This window comes from Kiloniella laminariae, from assembly GCF_027214005.1.
GTDB classification, from domain to species: domain Bacteria; phylum Pseudomonadota; class Alphaproteobacteria; order Kiloniellales; family Kiloniellaceae; genus Kiloniella; species Kiloniella laminariae_A.
In genome coordinates this window covers 1-25259 of the sequence record NZ_JAPWGY010000009.1, presented here as the reverse complement: position 1 = coordinate 25259, position 25259 = coordinate 1, and the positions used below count along the sequence as shown (strand labels likewise).

The following is a 25259-nucleotide window of genomic DNA, read 5'->3' as shown; positions in this document are numbered from 1 at the left end:
TTTTTGCTCGAATCAAATGTCGTTGGTTAAATATCTTTGCCGGGACCTGAGAAGAGGTATGCTGTTCTTTTTGAGGTCTTTGGCAGGGAAATTGGGGTTGTTTTGATTGCCTTGTCGGCTTTGATTCCGACTGGCGTGCTGTCTTAACTGACCTTTTGGGGCTGCACTGGCACAGGCAACGCACAGGGTTGTCGTCGGGTCGAGTTCCAGCCGTTTGAGCTGAATTTCCTCGTCACATTTCAGGCAATAACCGAATTGGCCGCTTTCAAGTCGGGCAAGGGTCGCGGTAATCCTTTCAAGTTCGGCTTGTCTTCTGCGCTCTGATTCCAGCGACATTTCCTGTGATTGTAACGCGTCCATTCTTGACAGCCGTCCGACGCGCGTCTGGTCAAGCTCGACAACATCCCGTGCTTCGCTTGATGAAAGTCGGAGTTGATTGATTTCTATTTCCCGGCTTTTGAGTCGCTGAATGATTTTTTCCAGGTCAATCCCGATTGGCATATCGTTCATGCGGTAATTCCCTCTCGCTGAGAGGGCAGCATATCAAAGAAATGCCATAAACGATATCTTCAAGAGAAACGCTCCGGAGTATGACAGGGGGACGGCCGAATGGGGGTTGCCATGGATTAATATGGCATAGCCTGTGTCTCACTCCGAAGCGTTGAACTCCTTTTACCAAATTCTGTGCTGGATGAGTTGTGATGTTTTTGTGATTAGCGTGTCGGGGCTGTGAACGTGTTTGGAATAACCCGAAAACAGGGTTACTAGACCCAAACGTGAACAATAAGAAAAATCCTGACCTGCAGCGGGGGCGAAAGCTTAAAGCCATGTCGGCAGATCAAACGCTTTCTTCATTAATCAACCCCCTGTGCTTTCGCGATATTTTATAGATTGATCAAGGGAGTTATTGTTTGCGAAGAATAATTTTAACTCTGCTAAGAGAATCTATTGACGCAACAATTTCACCCCTATATATACCCTTTCATCACGGAGCGGTCGTGGTGGAATTGGTAGACACGCAGCGTTGAGGTCGCTGTCCTGTTAATTCGGGGTGGAGGTTCAAGTCCTCTCGACCGCACCAACTTACTTCTTAGATGTAGGTTGATGTGACGGCGTCTGGTTGGTGACCCCAAACAGACAAGCCTGTGGGTGCATTGGAAAATGCGGCAATGGCGGAATTGGTAGACGCGCTAGCTTCAGGTGCTAGTTCTCGCAAGGGAGTGGAGGTTCAAGTCCTCTTTGCCGCACCATCCCACAGAAGGATGATATAAGAATAATAGCAGGGTGCATATTCATCCCAGGCGGGATATCATCATAAATATGCGCATTCTTCCCTTGAAAATAACAAGCATTACATCAATCTTTACGAAATGACGTGTCGGTTTAGTTCCGGGTGCGTAGGGTCGTCTGTTTATAACGGAATCTCGATAGATGAAAGATAAAGGCCGGAAGGCCAAAAAAAAGCTGAAACTGTCTGTGGCGCAGCGGCTTAGTAACTATCTTCTTGCGGGAGTTCTGATTACAGCCCCTGTTACCATCACTCTCTGGCTTGCCTGGAAGGCGATCACCTTTGTTGATCGTCAGGTGACGCCTTACATACCTTCACAATGGAATCCTGAAAGTTATCTGCCTTTTGGTGTCCCCGGGCTGGGATTGCTGGTTATTGTCGTCGGGCTTACGCTGATCGGTTTTTTAACGGCTGGTTACATCGGCCGCCTTTTGATGATGGTCAGTGAAAACCTGGTCAAGCGGTTGCCTGTGGTGCGCAGCATCTACAGCTGGACCAAGCAGGTCTTCGAGACGGTTCTCTCTCAAAAATCCGGGGCGTTTCGGGAAGTGGTCCTGGTGGAATATCCTTGTAAAGGTTCGTGGGCTGTAGGGTTTATTACCGGCAGAACCAAAGGTGAGGTTCAAGGCGTTACCGAAGAATCTGTGATCAATGTGTTTGTCCCGGCAACGCCGAACCCGACGACAGGTTTTCTGCTGTTTATACCCGAGCAGGATGTCCATCATCTGGATATGACAGTTGAAGAGGGGATCAAGCTGGTTATTTCCGGCGGTATTCTGACACCCTCTGATATCAAGAAAATGAGTGCAGAAAACAAGGAAGCGAAACCAGCAACAGAAGAAACCCATGGTCACCGCCCCGGTTTATTGATGCGATTGCGTAACTATTTTTTCGCAGGCATGCTGGTGACGGCACCAATTGGCCTGACGTTCTGGCTTGCCTGGGAAATTGTTGTGCTGATTGACAGCTGGGTCCGGCCCTATATTCCTGCGCAGTGGAACCCAGAGACTTATGTTTCTTTTGCCGTACCGGGATTTGGTCTTTTCTTTATTTTTCTTGGTTTGACCCTGATTGGATTTTTGACGGCTGGAATCGTCGGCAAGACTCTTTTGCGAATCAGTGAGCGGATGCTGGACCAGATGCCGGTAATCCGGACGCTCTATGGGGCGATCAAGCAGATCATTGAAACCATTTTCCAGAAACATTCAAATGCCTTTCGCGAGGTTGTGTTGATAGAATATCCTCGCCCCGGTTCATGGGCTCTTGGTTTCTATACAGGGGACTCTCATCCACAAATCCGCGATATTTCAGAAGACGAGTCGATCAATGTCTTCCTTCCGACAACACCGAACCCGACGTCCGGTTTTCTTCTTTTTGTGCCGCGTGGCAAGACCAAGTCTTTGACCATGACAGTTGAAGAAGGAATCAAGATGGTTGTCTCTGGTGGTATTGTCACCCCTGAAGATCGCAGGAAAAAAGAAGGGCAACAGGTCTCTGCTTCAGGAAAACCCGGCAAGGGCATGAAAAGTCAAAAGCCTGATGATATCAGAAAAGTTGCTTCCTGAGTCTGACGAGATCCCGTGAAGGGGAAGTGCTGTTGTCGGATGAGCAGGAGCAAGTTATGCGCAGGGGCAAGTGGAATAGATTGTCCTTGCGTTAATGCGTTTTCGCTCTGAGGTCATGTCAGAGGATTTCCCGTTTGGTACAGTATCACAGCAACTGATATTCTTTGCACTCTGGTATCCTGCGGGGCACCAGAGTTTTTTCTGTTTTAGCGGACCAGAACAACGCTCCTGATTTCAGCAATCAGGTCGATATTTTTGACCTGATTGTTCTTCCTTTCAGCTTTTGTACTGGCAGTCATAGTTGAATTCTATCCGTGTTGAGTAATTTAATTTGCACCCAAGAAGTGTGCTGATCTAAAAAACAGTAAAATATATAGGATTTTTTTCTTTAGTGAATACTTCCTGTTTATTTTTGATTTTTTTTCTTATGGATGTATAGAGGATTTGTGAAATATATCTATATATAACAAATGGATATACTATTATATTCTTGGGATTTTAAAATCTGATGATTTTATCAAAAGTAGAGAAAGTATGTGGGGTATAATTGAAATACGTGGATATCTGAGGATAAAAAACCTTATTGAAAACAATTGATAAGTATATGAATGTTAATGTTAAATTAATAAATGCAATAAAAATCATATATATGTATGTATTTTTTGTTGATAAATGTGTGCCTAAGAATGTAAAAAAATCATAAAATTTTACTTGAATGTTATTGAAGTCCTCGTGACAGACAACAGCTGAAGGGTAAGATCATGGCAAGTGAATTCCCCCCAAATACTTCAGGTTTATTTGAAGGTTCAGATCAGGTTGATTCTCAAGACAATTCTTTGGCGGGAGGCCAGGAACAGGATGTCTTGATCGGGCAGGCGATTTTAACAATTCCGGCTCCTGCGTCCGGACAGGAAATAGAACAGACCCTTGAGAGCGGACAGACCGTTGTTCTTGATTTTAACGCGGCACAGGCGACACCCTCTGTGGAAGGCGCCAATTTTGTTCTCTCCTATGATAGTGATGGTGACGGCGCACCAGACAGCCGGATTGTCTTTCTGAATCTTGTCAATCAGGCACAAGCAGGCGACCCGCCTGTTTTGGTGGTTAATGGTGTCGAGATTGCCTCAGACCAGTTGATCGGGCAGGCGCTGGCGCTTGCAGGTGGTGATAATACACTTGAAACCGCAGCCGGTGGTACAGCGGCAGGGGCAGGTCCTGCCGGTGGTGGTGGCAGTCGTTACAGCGATGACACCGGGAGTGTGATTGATCTGCTGATTGCCCAGGGCGTAATCGACCCAACCGAACTGAATTTCGGACTGTTTGAAGGTATTGATGAAAATACAGATCCGGCCGAGGGTACCTTTTCAGTTGATTTTGTCACCACGATTACAGAAGTCGATGGCGGCGAAATCGGTGGAATTTCTGGGGTGTATGATGGTGGTTTTGAGGACTGGCTGCCAAACCAGAATCTCCCTGGTGGGGATGATGGTCTGAATGACGATCCCCATGATGGCGGTGGCGGAGCACTGGAAACCTTTGCTGCTCCGATGCAGGTGATCTTTACTTTTGTCCCTGCTGATAATGAGGTTCTGAACTTTGTTGTCATGAACGCTCTGCCCGCCGGAGTTAAGCTGTTTATTGGCGGTTCCGAGGCAGGGGACGAATATCTTGGAACTTTCCCGGTATCGATCGACCCGGCTGATCTCGGCCAGGTTTATATTCTGCCTTCTCCAGACTCAGATGAAGATATTGCGGTGAGCGGGGTTGCGATTATCACGGACCCTGATTCCGGCCTGTCCGCTGCTTTGCCATACAGTGTTGAGGCCATTATTGATGCGGCAGCTGATATTCCAGAACTGATGCTCGGTGTTATCCCCGATGATTATCCTGACGATTCCGAAGGTGGCGAGAGCTTTGACCTTCGTGTGCTTGACCAGGGCGGGGAAGGCGAGCCACAACCCGATGATGGCATCTATCTGAGCGGCGGGAAAAACAAGACCATTGGTGAGGAAAGCGTTATCAAGCTTCCGATCAATGCCGCGCTCAGGGATCTTGATGGCTCAGAAACCCTGACATTAAAACTCTCCGGCGTACCTGCTGATTTCACCGTTAATGAATCCTGTACCACTTTGCCTGCGGGCTGGGAGCTTTTTGGCCCCGTAGCTGATGAAGAGAACGAAGGTTTTGTAACCTATACCCTGCAATATACGGGTGAGCTTCCGGATCCTGATGATCCCGATCTCGATCCTTCGGAAACGGTGGCCTTTACAACTTTTAACGGGATTGTTGCCTTTAACACCAATGACTACACCACTACCGGAGTTGACGTCGACAGTGGTGGCGAGGGCGGCGAAGGTGATGCTTTATCCGCACTGAGTTTTTATGATGGCGGGGAAAACCAGGGCAATACCGAGGATGGTGGGCGTTATAATGAAGGACCAACGCATACCAACGGGCCAGTTGTCATCACTGTTCAGGCGATTGCCGAGGAACAGGAAACTGATATCGGCACGGATGAACTGACGCTGGAAAACAACGTTGCCTTTGCCGAAGGCCAGTTTGTTTTCGATATCAAGGAAGATATCCCCGATCTTGTGCGCCGCGCTAAAATCTATCTGGATGAAACCGAAGGGGATCAGACCTCTGCGGAACAGGCTGTGACAAATAATGTTGCAGGTGTTTCGGAAGCCCAAAGTCTTCTTGCCGCCGCGATGCTAGCAGATGGTGTCTCAGGTGGCGGTATCGTAAGCCGGGGTTTCATGTCGATTGATGGCGGGTTGGATCTTCACACCGATGGATCCGATGATGAAGAAGATGGTTCGGACGGTCCGACGGACACGGACGCACCTTCTGCCCCAAGCCTATCTCCGCCTGATGATCTCGAAGATATCCGCTTTATTGATTATAGCGGTCAGTATAGTGGGGTTCGGACTACTGATGGGTCCCAGATTAATCTCTACTCCTCAGCATCTGATCCTTCTGTTGTCTATGGTCGGGTTGGTGGCTCGGATGGCGAACTGGCTTTTGTTGTGACAATTGGATCAGAGCTTAAGAATGATTCCAACGACGTGGATATCTACGTTGAACAGTATATGTCCCTCAAGCATCCAAACCCCTATAATCACGACGAAGACATCAACACGATGAATTTGAAATTCTTCGCTGTGGATGATGAAGGTGACCGGAGTAACATCGGGCGTCTGAAAATCAATTTTGATGATGATGGCCCGAAAATTGGCGGTCATGAATTCCTCTGTGTTGATGAAACCGATTTTAATAACGGTGCTGTCATTTCAGATTTCGGCCAGTTTGATGTCTTTGATTTTGGTGCAGATGGTCCAGCGGCAGATGATATCCGCATTGATATGTTCTCTCTTGGTACAATTCGAACAGCCCAAGGCAATCATGCTGTAAGTACCAGCCAGTCAGGTGATACCCTGATCGGGACGGCGAATGGCGAGGAGGTTTTCCGTTTCACCGTCAATCCTGATGGCACTTATAACTATGAACAATATAAAGCCCTGGAACACTGGAATTCACATGACCATAACGAGCCGCTAGGGATGCTTTTCTCTGTCCGGATCAAAGATGGTGATGGAGATAAGGCCTATGGTAAAGTCTTCCTCAAAGTGCTTGATGACGGCCCGGATATAGATGGGCAGGAAATGCTGATGGTCGATGAAACCGACCTGAATACTTCAGCATCTATCAAGGCTGATGGAACATTCGATATCTTTGATTTTGGTGCCGATGGTCCACAGGCAGACCTTCCCTGGACCCCTCATAATGATGCGATCAGAATCTATGTTAACACAGCTGGGATAACAACTTCTGAAACTGACACTCCGATTTCAACATCTCAGACAGGTAACGTTTTGACCGGTTGGGCAGCAGGCGATGTTGCCTTCACCTTTACAGTGAATCCTGATGGAACATATGAGTATGAGCAGTTTATTGCTCTGGAGCATCCGGATACCAACGATCATAACGATCCGCTGCCTATGAAATTCCATGTTAAAATTGTCGATGGCGACTGGGATTTCGACTGGGGATCCGTGGATGTTGTCGTCAAGGATGATGGCCCGTCTATTTCAGTTAACCCACCGGATGAGTTTGTTCTTAATGGCAGCTTTGAAGATGGCCATACCCTGAGTGGCGCAAGCTGGAGTGTATTCGAAAACCTCAGTGATGGCTCCTGGAGCAATGGGGGCGAAGGCCAGCCTGGTTTTGAAATCCAGCATGGCGGAGTTGCTGGTGCGGCACAGCATGGTGATGCTTTGCTTGAACTTGATGCACACCAGAATTCTGTAGCGCAACAGGATATTTCCGGTATGACCGCCGGGGAAGATTATGTTCTGACTTTCCATTATCGCCCTCGTGTGGATAACGGCACCGACACCGATGATGTCATCGTCAAGTGGAATGGTGTCGTGGTCGAAGATGTAACCTCGACAGACGCGCCTGGTGGTTGGACCAAATTCACGGTTGTTGTAACCGCCGGAGCCGGAACCAATAACTTGGCCTTTGAAGGAGCCGGAACCAACGAAAGTCTGGGGGGATATATTGATAATATCTCGATCAATCAGGCACTCTGTGTTGATGAAACGGATCTGGACCAGGATGACAGTCTTGATTTCTCTGGCCGTTTCGCCAGCAGCTTTGGCGCTGATGGTCCTGGTAGCTTGAGCTATACCGTTTCTGCAACTGATGGAACAGACTCAGGTCTGGTGGATATGGCAACGGGAGATCCCGTACTGCTTTATGCCCAGGGTGGGGATGTTTACGGGCGAATTGGCGGCCCGGGTGGCGATGTTGTTTTCAAGGTATCAGTTAATGGTAGCGGGGTTGTGACGCTTGATCAGCAACGGGCGCTTGAACATCCTGATGCTGATAACCCGAATGATGCGGTTAGCCTTGCACCAGGCTTGATTAGCCTTACTGGAACGATTGTTGACAGTGATGGCGACCATGCCGATGCTTCTCTTGACTTGGGGACTTCACTTTACTTCAAGGATGATGGTCCTGCTGCAGAAAATGATGAAGCCTGTGTCACCGAAGTGGAAACCCGGACGCAACCCCAGAATATTGGGATCGTCATGGATTTCAGCGGTTCGGTCAGCAATGCTGATCTTGCAACTGAAATTGCCAGCGTCAAAACCTTTATCCAGACGCTGTTTGGTTCTGGAGCTGCCGTATCAGTTACGTTGGTGGCTTTCGGGGCTGATGCTGCCAATCTGGGGACCTTTACCGATCTAGCATCGGCAGAAGCGGCATTGGATGGAACAAGCCGGGCGATCATTAATTCAGGGGCAACAGACTTTGAAGCTGCAATTGAGATGCTTTTCTCTGATACGGGAGGCAACTTCGAACATATTCCGGGCCATAACAACCAGGTTTTCTTCCTGAGTGACGGTAACCGGAATGATGGAGCTTCTCCGCTGAGCAATGCTTCTGTTGTTCTGGATAGTGGCGGTAAAGCAGATTTGCTGGATGGCGATATCGGCTTTACAGCAATCGGTATCGGCAGTTCAATCTCACCTTCTACCTTTGTTAACTTCTTCGATGGTGGTGTTGTTGCAGATACCGGTGAAGTGCTGAATGCTGCTTCGTTTGAAGATCTCGCCGATGTACTGGTTGGTACGATCGGGCTGGGCAACAGCGTTAGCGGCAATGTTGTCGCCAATGATGATGCCGGGGCTGATGGTCTCGACCGGATCTGTGGTGTGGAGGTTGACGGTACCAGCTTCAGTGTTGATGAAAGCGGGGTTTTGACCGGTCCAACGGTGGGCACACCTTCAGCCAGTTATGATGACTCTACCAAACTTCTGACCATCACCACGGACAAGGGCACGCTGGAGATCTATCTGGATGACCAGGGTGGCAATGCCGCTGGTGATTATATCTATACCAGCCTGCCATCGGTGATGCATGGTGCGCCTGGGTCGGCGACGGATGATGAGGTCGAGGATATCTTTACCTATTCGATCCTCGATAATGATGGCGATAAAACTTCAGCAGACCTTAAAATCTGTATCAAGGATGATGAGCCGGTTGCTGTTAATGACGAGATCTGTCTTGTCGCCATACCCGGGGATTCACCACCGCTCAATATCGCCTTTGTTATTGATGAAAGTGGATCAATCGGTCTGTCGAACTACCAGACCCAGATCGACGGTGTCCGCACCTTTATCGATAGTCTGGTGGCGAAGGGGTCTCCTGAAACCCTGGCTTTCTCGCTGGTGACTTTCGGGACAAATGCTGAGGACTATGGAACCTTTGTCTTTGACGGTTTTGCTGGTGGGACTCTGGATCTGGACGATTTTGTCCGGTTGAACAATGATGGCACGTTGTCATCGACAACGCTGGATGATCAGCTTACGGCAATTCGCGGGGATTACGATGGGTCAGGTTCGACCAATTACGATGCTGGAATGGCATCCCTGTTCGGGTTGAATTCTGAATATCTGAATAATCCTGTTACGGGGCTGCCCGCTTTTGAAAATCATCTCTATTTCATCAGTGATGGTTCACCAAACGATACCAGCACCAGTAACAGTGACGAAATCGACAGCGATATTGCAACAGCAATCGTCAATAACAATGTTCAGGTGACCGGCATTGGTATTGGTACCTCAACTTCGGTTGAAGACGGGCTGGAGGATTATTTCCTTAATACTGGCGGTGGGGATGCAAGTAATCCTTATATCCCGGCCAGCCTATACAGCTTTGTCAGTGTACCGGATTTTGCCGATCTGGCCGATGCTTTGGGCGGGACAATCGGTGGTGCTGAAGCCAACGGTAACCTTCTGGCAAATGATCTGCCGGGTGCAGATGGATTTGGGACTGTCGCGATCACCGAGGTTCTCCACGATGGTGTTGTCTATACCGATGCCGGAGACGGTAGCAATGATGGTGTTATTACCATTGCGACAACTGCAGAGGGCGGCAAGCTTGTGGTTGATACCGCCACAGGTGCCTATACCTACACCGCACCAGGTTCGGTGAGCAGCGATTTTGAAGAGACTTTCACCTACACCATGGTTGATGGCGACGGTGATCCTTCTTCGGCGGATCTGAAGGTTTGTGTGACCCTGCCAGAGCCCATTGACGCAATTAACGATGTGGTTCTGACCAATATCACTTCAGGGGATATTGATATTCCTGAGTGGGCATTGCTGCTTAATGATGTTGTCAACCCTGACACAGATGTATCCGGTGTCAGTAACCCGATGGAAGGGGCTGTCAGCCAGGCTGGTGGTGTGGTTACCTTTGTGCCAGACGGCCTGGATGTTTCCAGCCTTGGTTTCGGGTCGGGCAGTACGGTGCAGACTATCACCGAGCGGGCATATGGTAGCGACGGTTATGACTATATTAATTATGGTTTCGGTGACTATATCGACGGTTCAGAACGGAATGATAATTTTGATACATCAGGTTCAAATCAGGCCACCAATCTGAGTCGTAATCTCTGGGTTCGGGATGGATCAACACCTGCAAGTGAGGTTGTTCATCTGATCAACTTTACTGGCCGCGTTAAAGACGCACGTGATATTGATTACAATTGGCAAGGAAGAGTTACCAAGGATGAGAAAAGATGGGACCAAGATAACTATCTGGTTGTTCTGCTCGCAGGGGAAACCCTAACCTTGGAAGGTTTCTCTGGTCACAGTAATCTGAAGTTGATCCTCTATAAAGGCAACTCTGTAGTTGATTCAGATTTTAATGTTGGCGAAAGTTTTACCGCAACATCGGATGGTAACTATTTCATCCGGGTTGAATCGACTGATGGCATTAGTGGAAACAGTGATCGTTCACGGGGCTATACCGCTGAACTGTCGATCGAAAGCACGGATATTGTCCAGCCGGAAGATGGCAGCTTTGATTACACGGCAGCAGATGGTTTCAGTACCGATCTTGCCAGTGTAAGTGTCGCGTATCAGGAGGGGGCGACTGTAACCGGAACCGGGGATGGGGAAATCCTGATCGGCGGGGATGGAGATGACATCCTTATCGGGAATGGTGGAAACGATGTTCTGATTGGCGGTGCCGGATCAGATACCCTGACCGGGGGAACCGGAGCTGATACCTTTGGTTTCTTTGGTCAGAATGTCGGGGTCGATGTGGATACCATCACGGATTACAATCAGAGTGGTGGTGGTTATAACATGGCTGAAGGTGATATCCTCAACATCAGTGATCTGGTGAGCTTTGACGATAATACCGATGCTGTCGCAAGCTTTGTCCGTGCAACCCAGAACGGCGGAGGTGCCGATCTGGAAATCTCGACCAACGGCGGGGCGACCTATACCCAGATCGCCTATCTGGAAGGGGTTAGCGCCACTGATATCCTGACCGTGATCCTGGATAATGATGAACACAATGTAACAGTGGTGTAATCACGATCCAGTCCGTCTGGACTTGACAGCGAAATGAAAAGCCCCTGCCCGTCGGCGGGGGCTTTTTTTGTCAGTGCGGAATGCTTTTGAAGCGATCCGTCGGTATTTATCCTGATTTGAGGTAGGTGACGGCGGTATCGCGTTCAAACAGATAGAGCAGTACGCGCAGGGCTTTGCCCCGCTCTGATTGCAGGGTCGGGTCTTTTTCCATGATCAGGCTGGCATCATCGCGGGCGGTGGCGAGCAGATCGCCGTGACAGGCAAGATCGGCGACCCGGAATTCAGGCAGGCCGCTTTGCCGGGTGCCGAGTATTTCCCCGGCACCGCGCAGGCGCAGGTCTTCTTCGGCAATGACAAAGCCGTCGTCACTCTCGCGCATGATCTTGAGCCGCGCCTTGCTGGTTTCCCCCAGCGGTCCCTGATATAGCAGGATACAGGTGGATTTTTCGCTGCCCCGGCCAATGCGACCACGCAGCTGGTGCAACTGGGCCAGGCCAAAGCGTTCGGCGTGTTCGATGATCATGATGGTGGCCTGTGGGACATCGACCCCCACTTCGATCACCGTGGTGGCGATCAACAGGTCTATGCTTCCCTTGGCGAACTGTTCCATCACGGCGTCTTTTTCCGGGCCTTTCATCCGGCCGTGAATCAGGCCGACCCGCGCGCCAAAGCGTTCTTCCAGTTCTCGAAAGCGGGCTTCTGCGGCGGCGAGATCCGATTTATCGGACTCTTCAACCAGCGGACAGACCCAATAAACCTTGGTGCCCTGATCGAGCGAGCGGGCCACGCCATTGATTACGTCGGCGATCTTGTCCAGCGGAACGGTGCGGGTATCAACGGGTTGACGTCCGGCGGGTTTTTCGGTCAGGCGAGAGACTGCCATATCGCCATAGGCGGTCAGCATCAGGGTGCGGGGGATTGGTGTGGCCGTCATGACCAGCATGTCCACACCTGCGCCTTTCTTGGCCAACGACAGGCGTTGGTGCACGCCAAAGCGGTGCTGTTCATCAATCACGGCAAGTGCGAGGTTGTGAAACACAATCTCGTCCTGAAACAGGGCGTGGGTACCTATGACCATCTGGGCCTTGCCCTGGGCAATGCTGTCCAGGATGGCGGTTCTGGCTTTGCCCTTGTCGCGTCCGGTGAGGATGGTGATCGCTATGCCCAGTTTCTCTGCAAAGGGCTGTAGAGTGTTATAGTGTTGGCGGGTCAGGATTTCTGTCGGGGCCATAATGGCAGCCTGCGCCCCGGTTTCAATCGCAGCAAGCATGGGAAAGAGCGCCACGGCGGTCTTGCCGCTGCCGACGTCGCCCTGAACCAGCCGCAACATGCGATCCGGGCTTTCCATATCGGTAATGACTTCTTTGATGGCCCTGTCCTGTGATCCGGTAAGGGTAAAGGGCAGAATATCGAGCATCTGTTCACGCAGATGGCCGTTGCCTTTGATTACCCGACCTTTGGCCGCGGTCTGTTGCTGGCGAACCAGAGAGATCGCCAGTTGATTGGCGAGCAGTTCGTCATAAGCCAGCCGTTTTCTGATCAGGGAAAAAGGCGTGAGTTCGTCATCTGATCCGGGATGGTGAGCCTGTTCGAGGCAGTCCCGCCAGCTCTGCCACTGTTCGCGGGCCTGATGCGCCGGGTCCAGCCATTCCGGCAGCTGTGGGGTCAGTGCAAGAGCCCCGCGGATTGCCTTGGTCAGGGGTTTCAGCGTGACACCGGCAGACAAGGGATAGACTGGCTCGACAGTCTTGACCTCGGCTTCTTCCTCCACAGGGACTATGTGATCAGGGTGGGCCATCTGCAAGGTCTCGCCAAAGCGTTCCAGCTTGCCACTGATAATACGGATTTCGCCGGGGGGGAGGAGTTTCATCAGATAATCGGCGCGGGCATGGAAGAACACCAGCTGGATTTCGCCTGTAGCATCGTGACAGAACACCCGGTAAGGGCTGCGTCGATTGGGGCCCGGGCTGTGACGGGTGACGGATACCTTAAGGGTGGCAACCCGATCGGGCAGGGCGTCGGCAAGTGTCGGCGCATAGCGTCGATCAATCAACCCGACGGGCAGGTGCCAGCAGAGATCAAGAACACGGGAGCCTGCGAGTTTTTCATAAAGAACACTCAGGCGAGGGCCGACCCCCTGAAGAGTGGAGACAGGTGTAAAAAGCGGAAAGAGAATCTCTGGTCGCACGGGCTTTGACTTGCAGAAAATGGGCAGGATGTTTATTAAATGTTCTAGTAATGTTTCATAACACAGCTTTCCCTGCAAACGAAACACCACAAGCAAGGCTATGGTCAAATATATCAGGCGCGCTGTGCCTGGACCGGGTTAATGGATGACGGGGTGTTGACTGAAAGGCCGGGGAATATAAAACAGGTACAGGATCTATGACTGCCGAGGTGGAGAAAAGACGCAAACAGCTCCGGTTCAGAAGCTGGCATCGCGGAACACAGGAAGCCGATCTTCTGGTCGGATCTTTTGCCGATCAGCATGTCGGCACGATGGAAGCAGGGGATCTGGATCTGTTTGAAGAGATCCTCAATATTCCTGATCCTGTATTGTATGACTGGATAATCGGCAATTCACAGCCACCGGAAAGCAGCTGTAACCCTGTTCTGACTGCTCTGCTGGCATTCGAGTACAAGCCGCAGGACAGGTAGACCTGTCAGGCCTGTTTCTGCTTATGAATATTCTGTCTATGAATATACAGGCTATGAAAACACAGGTCGAACCGATCCATTTCAGATAAAGACCTGATAAAAAGATTACTCCAGATAATAAAGATTACTATTGTGAAAACACTCGCCACCCGGCTTCAGGCCGCTGATCGTTACCAGATTTCCGCGGCACCCGAAGGATATGATGCCCAGATCCTCGCTGAGCTTGCCACCGATCTGGCACCGATGCCGGTTTTGCATATTGCCCTGGATGACAACCGGATGGCTGCCCTGGCTGAACTGGTACAGTTTTTTGCCCCGGATCTTGAAATTATCCAGATCCCGGCTTGGGACTGTCTGCCCTATGACCGGGTAAGTCCGCATCGGGATATTCTCGCGGCGCGGATTGATGCCTTTGCCCGCTTGCTGGAAACACAAAGTCCTGTAGGGGGGCGTCTGGTCCTGACAACCATCAGTGCGGCTTTGCAACGGGTGCCACCCCGGGGCGTTTTCAAAGACCGGACGCTGATTGCCAAAGCCGGATCGGTGATGCCGCTTGATCGCCTGACCCGTTTCTTTGCCACAAACGGCTATAGCAGGTCCGAAACCGTGAGCGAGCCGGGCGAATATGCCATTCGCGGGGGGATTCTGGATGTTTATCCACCAGGTCAGGAAAACCCGCTGCGGCTGGATTTCTTCGGTGATGAACTGGACAGTCTGCGCCATTTTGATCCCATGAGCCAGCTCACCACGGGCGAGGCCGAGAGTCTGGAGTTGAGGCCGGTTGGTGAAGTCATTCTTGATGAGAAAACCATTGAGGCTTTCAGGCTGGGCTATCGGGAAAGCTTTGGTACCGTTGGTAAAGATGACCCGTTGTACGAAGCGATTTCAGAAGGGCGGCAGTATCCAGGAATGGAACACTGGTTACCCTTGTTTTACGGCGAGTTGGAAACTGTTTTTGATTATTTGCCTGAAGTTCGGGTGACGCTGGATGCCCAGTCTGAAGAGGCGCGGGATGCCCGGATTGAATCGATCACTGATTTTTATCAGGCCCGCCAATCCATGGGGAAGGTCAGCGAGAAATCATCCGACAGCGGTACGACCTATAAGCCTGTTGCCATGGAGCGGCTGTTCCTGTCGGTAGCTGACTGGGATGCGCAGCTGACTATCCGGGGCGTTGCCCAGTTCTCTCCTTTTGAGCTGCCGGACCATCAGGAAAATGTGCTCGATGCAGAAGGCAAGCTCGGCAAGGATTTTTCTGAATCGCGGAACCGCGAAGGCGTGAATGTCTTTGACGAGGTTCGCGACTATATCCGCCTGCAACAGAACGCAGGTAAAAAGATCGTTGTCACAGGCTATACCGATGGATCACGTGACCGTCTGATTTCGATGTTTCATGAGCACGAGATTACCAACACGGATATCCTGAAAAACTGGAAAATTCTGCGCAAAACCATGCGCAAGCAGGTACAGTTCCTGACCATGGGGCTGGAACGCGGCGTCGTAACCCCCGATGTGGTTTTCATCACCGAGCAGGATATTCTTGGGGAGAGGATTGCCCGGGCGCAGAAAAAACGCCGCAAGTCCGATAATTTCCTGCGCGAGGCTTCTTCGCTGCAGGACAATGACTTCGTTGTCCATATGGAGCACGGGATCGGCCAGTATATCGGCCTGGAGACTGTTGATGTTGGTGGCGCACCACATGATTGTCTCAAGGTGCTGTATCACGGGGGCGACAAGCTTTTTGTTCCGGTCGAGAATATCGAAGTCCTGTCGCGCTATGGCTCCGAGGATTCCGGGGCAGAGCTGGATCGGCTTGGTGGCGTGGGCTGGCAGGCGCGTAAGGCACGGGTCAAGGAGCGCATCCGCGAGATTGCCCATCAGCTGATCGGTATTGCGGCCAACCGCCTGTTGCGCAAAGCCGAGACCATTGATGTGCCTGAAGGGCTTTATGACGAGTTCGCTGCGCGCTTCCCCTATCCGGAAACTGAAGATCAACTGAACGCCATCGAAGATGTCTTTACAGATCTGAGGTCGGGTCGCCCCATGGATCGGCTGATCTGTGGCGATGTCGGCTTTGGTAAAACCGAGGTGGCTTTGCGGGCTGCCTTTGTCGCGGTGATGAGTGGCAAGCAGGTGGCGATTGTTGTGCCGACAACCCTGCTGGCACGTCAGCACTACCTGACCTTTGTTGAGCGATTCAAGGGGTTGCCTGTTCGGATTGGTCAGCTGTCTCGCCTGGCAAACAGCAAGCAGCAGACAGAAACCAAAAAGGGACTGGCAGCTGGAACGGTTGAGATCGTCGTCGGAACTCATGCTGTTTTTTCCAAGAATATCAAGTTCTCGGACCTTGGTCTTCTGATTGTGGATGAAGAACAGCATTTTGGAGTGAAGCAGAAAGAGCGCCTGAAAGAGTTGCGCACGGACGTCCATGTTCTGACCCTGACGGCAACACCGATCCCCCGCACCTTGCAGATGGCCATGTCGGGTGTGAAGGAAATGAGTCTGATCGCGACACCGCCAGTAGACCGTCTGGCGGCACGCACCTTTATCCTGCCTTTTGACCCGGTGATTGTCCGCGAAGCGATCTTGCGTGAACACTATCGCGGTGGACAGACATTCTATGTTTGTCCACGCTTGTCCGATATCAAGGAAATGAAAGAGAAACTGACCAAGCTGGTGCCGGAAGTAAAACTTTGCGTTGCCCATGGTCAGTTGGCACCAACCGAACTTGAAGAGGTGATGACCGCTTTTTGTGATCATCAGTATGATGTCCTGCTTTCGACCAATATCATTGAGTCAGGGCTGGATATTCCTTCGGCCAATACCATGATTGTACACCGGGCGGATATGTTTGGTCTGGCACAGCTATACCAGATACGCGGTCGTATCGGCCGTTCCAAGATCCGCGGTTATTGTTATCTGACACTGCCTGTCGGCAAGCTGCTGAGCAAGACTGCTGAACGCCGTCTGGAGGTTATGCAGACCCTCGACAGTCTGGGCGCGGGCTTTACCCTCGCCAGTCACGATATGGATATTCGCGGGGCCGGAAACCTGGTTGGCGACGAGCAGTCGGGTCATATCAAGGAAGTCGGGGTCGAGCTGTATCAGCAGATGCTGGAAGAGGCGATTGCTACACTGCGCAGTGATGAGGTCAACGATGTGTCAGAAGACGTCTGGTCGCCCCAGATCAATATCGGTTCCTCGGTCCTGATCCCGGACCATTATGTTGCAGACCTGAATGTCAGGCTGGGGCTCTATCGCCGGCTTTCCGGGCTGACGGAACGGGCCGAGATTGATGGGTTTGCTGCCGAGCTGATTGACCGTTTCGGGGACATTCCTGTCGAGGTGGAAAACCTGCTGCAGGTGATGATGATCAAGGGGCTTTGTAAAGAGTGCGGCGTCGAGAAAGTTGATGCAGGCCCGAAAGGGGCTGTGATCTCTTTCCGTAATGACAGCTTTGCCAACCCGTCAGCTCTTATTATCTTCATACAGGAACAGGTGGGGACAGTTAAAATCCGCCCGGATCACAAGCTGGTTTACCGCCGGGCCTGGGATGATCCGGCATCCCGCCTCAAGGGCGTTCGCAGTATGATGGAAGAGCTTGTATCGATATCAAAAAAGTAGGAATTACAATTTATTGAAGTTAGTTTATGTGTTTATGGATTAGGGTTTTCTGTCAGGTGATTAATAGACCTGAGCCCAGGAGGGATAGCCGTTTTCACGGGCACGGGCTGCGACCTTGCCCCAGTCGTAATCCAGCGCGATGAGCTCTACCGACCAGCGCTTCTCTGTTTTCGTTGCAATGGCAAAGCGAGCATGTGCCGAACCGCTCTCCGCTTCAAGGGGCGCGTCGCTGTCGGCATAACGGGGACAGCCGACGCTGCCGGGATTGATAATGGTGCTTCCCTTTGGTCCTGTGGCGATATGGGCCAGATGGCTGTGTCCGCAAAGATAAAGGCTGGCGTTGAACTGATCGCCGATCCGGGCATGAACATCGCGGCCTCTGGCCAGAGCCAGGCGCCCTTCGACATTATCTTCCAGCAGGTACTTTGTGTCATCGAGCGGTGTGCCGTGAAAGGCGAGAATATCCTGTTCGATCATGAGGCGTGCTGGCAACGCCCCAAGGATCTTGCGGTGTCCGGCGTCCAGAGAACGATGGCCAAAGTCATACCCGGGATTGATCTGTTCCGCTGTGCGTTCGTCAAGCCAGCGGTCATGATTGCCCCGGACGGTCGGTATGTCGAGATCTTGCAGGTATTCAAAAGTTTCCTTTGGCCAGAAAGGCCCGGAAACACAATCTCCGAGATTGAGTACAAAGTCCGGTTTGCGTTGGTTGATTTCCCGCATGACTGTTTCCAGAGCGAGAAGGTTGCCGTGTATATCAGAGATGATTGCGACTTGCATTGCTCTTGTGTTCCTGCCAGCGGTTATGATTGTTCAAGCTGTTGCTGATAGCCGATATCGAGCATCTGGGCCAATGTATCTGCGTTCTGGGCGCCGGGAAGGATGTGTTGGCGATTGACGATAAAACAGGGAACGCCATTTAATCCCAGTGACCGGGCATTCTGGTCTGTAAAGAGCACCTCTTCATGGCCTTGATCGCTGTCGAGGTATTTCTCTGCATCTGTCAATCCGCTTGCTTTTGCAATTTCCAGCAAGACATTTCGGTCACCAATATTTTGTCCTTCAAGGAAATAGTATTCGAACAGGCGTTCCATAAGGGCATCCTGTCTGTTCTGGCTGCGGGCAAAAATGGACAGGCGATGGGCATCGACCGTGTTGGGCGTTTTTTTGATTAGGTCGAATTTGAAATCGATGCCTTCCTCATACCCTGTGGCGGCGATTTGATCGTAAAACTGCGTTGCGTTGTCCCGCCCGCCAAATTTGTTGTCCAGATAGCTCTGGCGTTCCATTCCCTCCAGTGGCATGTCAGGATTGAGTTGAAAGGTAAGCCAGCGGGTTTTGACCTCAAAATCTGGCCGCATGGTCTGGGCCTTGCGAAAGCGTTTCAGTCCGATGTAGCACCAGGGACAGATCGGGTCGGAATAGATATCAATTTCAATGGTCGCTTTTGTCATCGTGGTCGGCTGCTTTCAAAATGAAGTGCTGAGTGTGCATTATCCGGCTTTGTTGTCGAGCTTCTCTTTGCTATGTCTGCGTCAGGGAAACAGATCGGGTTGAGGCAGATAATTGCTGGAAGATGTGAACAAGGTAACCGCGCTGGCTGATTTTGTGGGGCAGACACTGGCGCGTCAAGGGCTGGTGATTGAGAGAATCATCACAATGTCCGGAGGGGCGATTCAGGAAAATCTGCGCCTGGACTATTCTTGTGCTGATGGAAAAACAGGAAGTCTGGTTTTGCGTACCGACGCAGCAACCCTGGTTGCTGGCAGTCACAAGAAGGCCGATGAATATGCTGTTTTGTCTTATGTTCATGCTGCCGGCATAAAGACCCCAAGGCCGATTGCCCTGTGTCAGGACACAGAGATCATTGGCAAGCCGTTTATTCTGATGGAGTATCTGCCAGGAACGACGGATTTTGCCAGAATACGTGCCGGAGCAAGGCGAGAAGAGCTGGCGGTTGAGCTTGGGCGAGAACTGGCAGCTATACATCGCTTGTCTCCCGTAAATTTACCTTTTTTGAAGCGCCTCGCTCCTGATCCGGTCAGCTCTCTTATTCGGCAGTACCGGGCATTCTTCGATCAGCCGGGCATGGTTCGCCCCGTGGCTGAATGGGCCATGCGCTGGTGTTTGAGCCAGACGGATTATTGTCGTTCGTCAGTTCAGGTTTTGGTTCACGGAGATTTCCGGACAGCGAACTATCTGGTTGATCAGGAAAGGCTGACGGGACTTCTCGATTGGGAGTTTTCTGGCTGGGGAGATCCGTATAGTGACCTCGGCTGGTTTTGTGCCCGTTGCTGGCGCTATGGTTATGAGGGGACGCCAGCAGGTGGGATTGCCAGCAGAGACAGCTTTTATCAGGGATACAGGGCTGTCAGCGGCGAGGACGTCGATCCGGAGCGTGTCAAATTCTGGGAAGTGATGGCGCTGTTGCGATGGCTGGTGATTGCCATGCAGCAGGGGGAGCGAAACTATAGCGGTGGTGAGAAGGATCTGGAATTGGGGTTGACCGGTTTGATCCGCCCGCTGGAAATCGAAGATATGCTGCTGGAGATGACAGCGCCCTTTTCCTGGAAGGGCAAAACACAAAATAATGCTGTAACCCGTGATAAAGAAATTACAGTATCTGCATTGGTATCAGAGCTGTTGTCAGGTTCCTGGGCGAGGGAGAAAGATATTTTGCAACATCTGATGCAGCAGATCGACTCACTCCCTTTATGGGGAGAGGCGCAAGAGGCTCTGGTTGATCAAGGCACTGATATGGACAATAGAGCGCTGAAAAAAATCATCCGGATTGCAGCAGCTCTAAACCAGAGGGTTTTCACGAGTACCAGTCATGGAAGCTCTTTACCGGAAAGCTTCGAAGAAAGCGTAAAAACTTCAGAGCTGATAACCTTGCGGGACCAGATACGCAGTGGTTGTTACGACCGAGAAGAGCAGCTGTATCAACTTCTTCTTCGGGTGAACCGTAGCAAGCTTGAGATAATAAGCCCGGCAAGCCTGGCTGGTTATGTGGCTTTGTTGGGGGACGAACGTCATAACTTGTAATGGCTGTTTCTGTAAATTATCAATGTTGCTAATAGGTTGAAATAAAATGAAAAATTTCAAGGTATAGTTATTTTGTTCGCTTTGTTCTCTTTTTGTTCTTGACTCGGTGGTGTGATTTTTGGCATAAAGTTCATGAAATGTTCCTATGTGAGATCGACTTCAGGAGATTGAGATGAGAGAAGATACAACGATGCTGGATTATTTTCTGAGCAGTCTAGTGGCTTTTGGTAGTTTTGGTTTTTTTCTGTTTGTTCTGTCTTATGGCTGGTTTACAGCCTTTCAGGTTATGGCGCAGTGATTTCCCCCGGGTTAAACGATGGTGTTCCAGAGTTTTTTTTCCAGAGGAAACCCTGTGGGGATAATTATGGGGGCAGCTGGAGCGTCAGATGTAACATCTGTTACGAAGAGGGAGCTTCTACAGCCAGTAAAAGCTCCCTCTATTTTGATGGGAATTATTCCGCGTCAGCGGCTTCTGCCAGATCGATAGAGGCCTTGCCAAGGGTTTTGGCCATCTCGAGCAGGCGCCGGCGAACCGAGGGATCCCCGATTTTGTAGTAGGCGCGCACAAGCTCCAGGGTCTCGCGTCGGGCCATTGGATCTTTTTCAAATGGGAGTTCTTCGCCTTCTTCTGCCATTCCCCGAATTTGTCCTGGAGAACGGTGAGATACTTCTTCGGACATATCGTCGAAAAAATATCCTATTTCAATGTCCAGGACTCTGGCCAGGTCATACAGCCTGCTGGCACCAATGCGGTTGGTGCCCCGTTCATATTTCTGGACCTGTTGGAAGGTTAGTCCCAGGGCTTCGCCAAGTTTCTCCTGACTAAGGCCCAGTAAGGTGCGGCGCAACCGAAGCCGTTGTCCCACGTGGACGTCCACGGCATTTGGTACACCTGTGATCCGTTTTGGTAGTGGTTTTTTGTTTCTCATTATCTGCCTTGCTAGGTTGCTTGGGTAAAACTACCATAACGCGCAAATTTTCTCAAGTTAAAATTAGTATTCAATATTCAACCGTGGGTTAAAATGAGTTGTTTTCAATCTTATCTTGATTTCGAGTAGTGGTATGGTTCGTTTTTTACTTTTGAAATGATGTATTCGGTCGATGGTAATTCTGGTTATCTGTTGATGCTGTTTTGTTTTTATGGTGCTTATCTGTCGTTTTGTGGGGGTGTGGATGAATTTGAAGGAATAAATTCTTTTGAGTGTGATTAGTCTCTTCCCAAAAATATCAGTCTAAAGTTACAATAGCGGGAAATTATCACAGACCTTCTTTCGTGGTGGTACATGGGTAAACAGACTCGTTTGATCAATGAGTTCGGTAAAGTTTTTGACGATGCGATCGTCAGATTCCATCGGTTTGGCAGCTTTTCATCCCGTTATGGCGATGAGAAGAATGCTCTCTGTGTCGAGGAACTTGGCTGGGTTTCGGCGATTTCAGACCAGAAACTGATGCATATCACGCTCTCTTTTGACCCAAGGTTTGTTTCTGATGAAGCCTTGTCGACGGCTGGTTCGCTGTTGCTGGAAGCCCCCTATATAAAGCTGGGTCTTCGATATGGACCAGACGGAAGATTTTATGAAGAATACAAGGAGCCTCTGCTTGCTTGTATGCGTTTGATGTCTGTTGCCGCCCTCGAAAAAGGAACAGGGCGAAAGGATCGTTATGTTGCTGTCGCAAAAGACCCCTTTTCTCTTTCTTTTGATGCGTCAGAAGCTTCAGCAAGATTTCTGCCAATTCTGGAAAGCTGGCGTGAAAGTTCAGGTCTCTTTACCGAGACCGCGACAGATGTTATGCGGCGTCAGGGGTTGCTTGACCGGGCTGTCTTTATAGAGCCCGATGTTGGTTATACAGAACCAAAATTTACTCATATTGGCTCGGATATTGGCGTCTACGGGCCTGATTGGCCGCATGTGGCGGTTGGAAGCCGTATTCATCAGCAACCTGATCCTGATTACGGTGAGTGGATCCGTAAGGCGTACGAAGTTATTCTCCATTCCGGCTTGCCGCAGTACGAGCATGTTGATGCCTGTATGACGCTTGATAGTGGATCCCGATGCCGAAACAGGTACCGTTGTCTGCGTTTACCCTGGCGAACCCCGGATGGACAAAAGCTGCTCACGGGAATGTCAATTATGACCCCTGATGTAGAAATCGCTTTGAGCTGCCCGGAAGGCTTTAGTATCTGATCTGGGAACTGGCGTCGGCGGGTTTTTAAATCTGTATCGACAGGTTTTCAGAAGAAGTACCCCCGCGCTTTCATACGAAAGCCCGGGGTTCGTCGGGTTATTTGCCTGTTTCAAGGAAGCTGGCCGCTTCCCCCAGAAGACACCCCTCGAGTGATAACTCAAGAAACCGGATATAGTCATCAGAAACATTTATTTTCTGCCTGGCGACAGGGATGACCTCAAGCGGATCTTCGGCATCAAGCTGATATTCTTGAATAAGTGCAATCAACTCCTGGCTGATCAGATCCAGTCGGGCCTGGATTTCAGGAATATTTCTGGGTTTGGACATCTGTATGCTGCTTCTTTCATTTTTATCTACCGGGCTGTGAAGGTACCGGGGCCTGCTTCTGTCTTTTGCTTCTGTAGTGAATAGTGCGAGAAGCCGTGGTTTTCAAGTTTTCTGCCGGGGTTCTTTCCTCAATTTGGCTGTAACAAGAATCCTGATCTTCAGCTCATCTGCGCAAAAAACACTCCTGCGATTCTTCTGTTCACGTTGTTATTGGTAAAAAGAATAGGGAGTAGGGGCTCTAGTGCTGCTTATTAATCTTTTGCACCGCTAAAATGAATCTTTATTATTTTTCAACGATCCTGCTTGAATTCGTCGGTTAATTCCCCCCGTTATTATTTATCCATAGCCTCGATTATTTTTATGTCACGACATTTTATAAAAAAATATCTTGAAATTTCAGTACGATATTTGTGAAACTTGTCACATAATAAAAAAACAGGGTGGCTCGAAATAGAGCGAGCTTCAGTGAATAAAAAAACTAACCGCCAAACTCATCTGATATTGGCTTGCAAGTAGGGAGAACTTCATGTCTGAAATTGAGTATTACAAATCTCTTGTTGCGACCGGGAAAATGACCCGTCGTGATTTTATGGCCAAGTCTTCGGCTCTGGGCCTGAGCATTGCTGCTGCGACGACGCTTCTTTCCAGCAGTGCCAACGCGACACCGATTAAAGGTGGCCACCTCAAAGTGGGGATGGCTGGAGGACAGACGACTGACAGTCTCGACCCAGCTACCATTACACAGTACATGCCACAGGTTATGACCTTTGCTTCACGCAACTGCCTTGTTGAGGTGAATGTCAAAGGTGAAGCGACCCCGGAACTGGCTGAAGGATGGGAAGCCAAGCCAGGAGCCCAGGAGTGGGTATTCAACCTTCGTAAGGGGGTGGAGTTCCACAATGGTAAAACAATGGACGCCGATGATGTGGTCTGGTCAATCCAGCATCATCTGGGTGAGAAATCGGAATCTGGTGCCAAGGGAATTCTTGGCGGTGTGGCAGAGATCAAGGCAGACGGTAAAGACAAGGTTATTGTATCCCTGACTTCCGGTAATGCGGATTTGCCGTTTTTGCTGTCGGACTATCATCTCCAGATCATGCCTGTAGGTGAAGACCCTGCCAGTGGTATTGGTACCGGCGGGTATCAGATCGAAAGCTTTGAGCCGGGAGTTCGCTTCCTGGCCAAGAAAAACCCGAACTATTTCAAGTCTGATCGTGCTCATGTCGATTCAGTGGAAATTCTGGCGATCGAAGATGTCGCAGCACGTACATCCGCACTGCAAACAGGTGAGGTGCATCTGATCAACCGGGTGGATCCCAAGACCCTCTCGCTGCTCAAGCGTGCCAAGAATGTTCAGATTCTCTCAACATCCGGCGCTCAGCACTACACGATGCCGATGATGGGAGACCGTGCACCGTTCGATAATAATGATCTGCGCCTGGCAATGAAATACGCAATCGACCGTGAGCAGCTGTTGAACACAGTCTTGCGTGGCTATGGTCGTGTGGGGAATGATCATCCAATCGCTGCTACTGATCAATATTTTGCCGCTGATCTTGAGCAACGGACCTACGATCCCGATAAAGCTGCTTTCCACTTTAAGAAAGCCGGATTTGAGGGACAGACTATTCCATTGCACACTTCTGATGCTGCCTTTGCCGGAGCGGTGGACACAGCAGTTCTCTTCAAGGAGAGTGCCTCAAAAGCAGGAATTACGATCGATTTGGTCCGGGAGCCAAACGATGGTTACTGGTCCAATGTCTGGATGCAGAAAAATTTCTGTTTCTCCTATTGGGGTGGACGTATTACGCCGGACCTTATGTTCTCGACCGCGTTCTCTTCCGATGCAGCCTGGAATGAAGGCTTCTGGAAGAACGAGAAGTTTGATAAATTGCTCGTAGAAGCACGAGCCGAGCTCGATCAGACCAAACGTCGGGCACTTTATACTGAAATGCAGACCATGGTGAGTAATGAAGGTAGTGTCATTATCCCAATGTTTGCTGATTACCTCGATGCAGCCACCAAAAATATCAAGGGCTTTGAGCATGTTGCCACTTACGGTATGAGTGGTTTCCGCGCCCCTGAACAGGTCTGGATTGATGGGTGATTTGATAGGTCTGATTGCCAAGCGGTTATCGTTTGGTGTTCTGACGTTGCTGGTGATCTCCG

14 protein-coding genes and 2 tRNA genes are annotated in these 25259 nt (G+C 50.4%); 10 read left to right on the top strand and 6 right to left on the bottom strand.

The window, feature by feature from the left end; all coding sequences use genetic code 11:
- Positions 1–12: 12 nt before the first annotated feature.
- Positions 13–510 carry a TraR/DksA family transcriptional regulator gene (locus tag O4H49_RS17570; RefSeq protein ID WP_269424751.1) on the bottom strand — a complete coding sequence of 166 codons (498 nt, stop codon included), beginning with the start codon at positions 508–510 and terminating at the stop codon, positions 13–15.
- Between the two features lie 482 nt (positions 511–992).
- On the opposite strand from O4H49_RS17570, the gene O4H49_RS17565 reads away from it, so the two are divergent.
- From O4H49_RS17565 to O4H49_RS17550, 4 genes are all read left to right on the top strand, one after another.
- Positions 993–1081 (top strand) — tRNA-Leu (locus tag O4H49_RS17565).
- Between the two features lie 82 nt (positions 1082–1163).
- A tRNA-Leu gene (locus tag O4H49_RS17560) sits at positions 1164–1250 on the top strand.
- Positions 1251–1431: 181 nt separating this feature from the next.
- Positions 1432–2853 carry a DUF502 domain-containing protein gene (locus O4H49_RS17555; RefSeq protein ID WP_269424750.1) on the top strand — a complete coding sequence of 474 codons (1422 nt, stop codon included), beginning with the start codon at positions 1432–1434 and terminating at the stop codon, positions 2851–2853.
- Positions 2854–3614: 761 nt separating this feature from the next.
- Positions 3615–11249: a DUF5801 repeats-in-toxin domain-containing protein gene (locus O4H49_RS17550; protein WP_269424749.1), complete on the top strand. Its 7635-nt coding sequence runs from the start codon at positions 3615–3617 to the stop codon at positions 11247–11249.
- A gap of 106 nt (positions 11250–11355) precedes the next feature.
- Here O4H49_RS17550 and recG read toward each other — a convergent pair whose 3' ends face one another.
- Positions 11356–13437 (bottom strand): ATP-dependent DNA helicase RecG, encoded by a 2082-nt coding sequence (recG, locus tag O4H49_RS17545; protein WP_269424748.1) that lies wholly within the window; start codon positions 13435–13437, stop codon positions 11356–11358.
- A gap of 197 nt (positions 13438–13634) precedes the next feature.
- On the opposite strand from recG, the gene O4H49_RS17540 reads away from it, so the two are divergent.
- Both O4H49_RS17540 and mfd read left to right on the top strand, forming a co-directional pair.
- Positions 13635–13907 carry a succinate dehydrogenase assembly factor 2 gene (locus O4H49_RS17540; RefSeq protein ID WP_269424747.1) on the top strand — a complete coding sequence of 91 codons (273 nt, stop codon included), beginning with the start codon at positions 13635–13637 and terminating at the stop codon, positions 13905–13907.
- A 132-nt stretch (positions 13908–14039) separates the two neighbouring features.
- Positions 14040–17531, top strand: a complete 3492-nt coding sequence (mfd, locus tag O4H49_RS17535) for a transcription-repair coupling factor (protein ID WP_269424746.1) — start codon at positions 14040–14042, stop codon at positions 17529–17531.
- Positions 17532–17591: 60 nt separating this feature from the next.
- Here mfd and O4H49_RS17530 read toward each other — a convergent pair whose 3' ends face one another.
- Both O4H49_RS17530 and O4H49_RS17525 read right to left on the bottom strand, forming a co-directional pair.
- Complete coding sequence (locus O4H49_RS17530; RefSeq protein WP_269424745.1) at positions 17592–18311, bottom strand: metallophosphoesterase family protein; 720 nt, start codon at positions 18309–18311, stop codon at positions 17592–17594.
- Between the two features lie 23 nt (positions 18312–18334).
- Positions 18335–18985, bottom strand: a complete 651-nt coding sequence (locus O4H49_RS17525) for a DsbA family oxidoreductase (protein WP_269424744.1) — start codon at positions 18983–18985, stop codon at positions 18335–18337.
- A 124-nt stretch (positions 18986–19109) separates the two neighbouring features.
- Here O4H49_RS17525 and O4H49_RS17520 point away from each other — a divergent pair, with 124 nt between their 5' ends.
- Both O4H49_RS17520 and O4H49_RS17515 read left to right on the top strand, forming a co-directional pair.
- Positions 19110–20576, top strand: coding sequence for a phosphotransferase family protein (locus O4H49_RS17520; protein ID WP_269424743.1), 1467 nt, complete (start codon positions 19110–19112; stop codon positions 20574–20576).
- Between the two features lie 172 nt (positions 20577–20748).
- A complete protein-coding gene (locus O4H49_RS17515) occupies positions 20749–20874 on the top strand; it encodes a hypothetical protein (RefSeq protein ID WP_269424742.1) in 126 nt (41 codons plus the stop codon).
- A gap of 154 nt (positions 20875–21028) precedes the next feature.
- Here the strand turns inward: O4H49_RS17515 and O4H49_RS17510 are convergent, their stop codons facing one another.
- Positions 21029–21505, bottom strand: coding sequence for a helix-turn-helix domain-containing protein (locus O4H49_RS17510; RefSeq protein ID WP_269424741.1), 477 nt, complete (start codon positions 21503–21505; stop codon positions 21029–21031).
- Positions 21506–21859: 354 nt separating this feature from the next.
- Between O4H49_RS17510 and O4H49_RS17505 the strand changes: the two genes are divergently transcribed.
- Complete coding sequence (locus O4H49_RS17505) at positions 21860–22762, top strand: hypothetical protein (protein ID WP_269424740.1); 903 nt, start codon at positions 21860–21862, stop codon at positions 22760–22762.
- A 97-nt stretch (positions 22763–22859) separates the two neighbouring features.
- Here the strand turns inward: O4H49_RS17505 and O4H49_RS17500 are convergent, their stop codons facing one another.
- Positions 22860–23090: a hypothetical protein gene (locus tag O4H49_RS17500; protein ID WP_269424739.1), complete on the bottom strand. Its 231-nt coding sequence runs from the start codon at positions 23088–23090 to the stop codon at positions 22860–22862.
- A gap of 526 nt (positions 23091–23616) precedes the next feature.
- Here O4H49_RS17500 and O4H49_RS17495 point away from each other — a divergent pair.
- A complete protein-coding gene (locus tag O4H49_RS17495; RefSeq protein WP_269424738.1) occupies positions 23617–25197 on the top strand; it encodes an ABC transporter substrate-binding protein in 1581 nt (526 codons plus the stop codon).
- Positions 25198–25259: the final 62 nt, after the last annotated feature.

Excerpts from the sequence above, each read along its gene's own strand:
- O4H49_RS17510 (WP_269424741.1), bottom strand. The coding sequence starts at position 21,505 with ATGAGAAACAAAAAACCACTACCAAAACGGATCACAGGTGTACCAAAT.
- O4H49_RS17570 (WP_269424751.1), bottom strand. The coding sequence starts at position 510 with ATGAACGATATGCCAATCGGGATTGACCTGGAAAAAATCATTCAGCGA.
- O4H49_RS17555 (WP_269424750.1), top strand. The coding sequence starts at position 1,432 with ATGAAAGATAAAGGCCGGAAGGCCAAAAAAAAGCTGAAACTGTCTGTG.
- O4H49_RS17550 (WP_269424749.1), top strand. The coding sequence starts at position 3,615 with ATGGCAAGTGAATTCCCCCCAAATACTTCAGGTTTATTTGAAGGTTCA.
- O4H49_RS17515 (WP_269424742.1), top strand. The coding sequence starts at position 20,749 with ATGAGAGAAGATACAACGATGCTGGATTATTTTCTGAGCAGTCTAGTG.
- O4H49_RS17495 (WP_269424738.1), top strand. The coding sequence starts at position 23,617 with ATGTCTGAAATTGAGTATTACAAATCTCTTGTTGCGACCGGGAAAATG.
- O4H49_RS17525 (WP_269424744.1), bottom strand. The coding sequence starts at position 18,985 with ATGACAAAAGCGACCATTGAAATTGATATCTATTCCGACCCGATCTGT.
- O4H49_RS17540 (WP_269424747.1), top strand. The coding sequence starts at position 13,635 with ATGACTGCCGAGGTGGAGAAAAGACGCAAACAGCTCCGGTTCAGAAGC.
- O4H49_RS17500 (WP_269424739.1), bottom strand. The coding sequence starts at position 23,090 with ATGTCCAAACCCAGAAATATTCCTGAAATCCAGGCCCGACTGGATCTG.
- O4H49_RS17505 (WP_269424740.1), top strand. The coding sequence starts at position 21,860 with ATGGGTAAACAGACTCGTTTGATCAATGAGTTCGGTAAAGTTTTTGAC.
- O4H49_RS17530 (WP_269424745.1), bottom strand. The coding sequence starts at position 18,311 with ATGCAAGTCGCAATCATCTCTGATATACACGGCAACCTTCTCGCTCTG.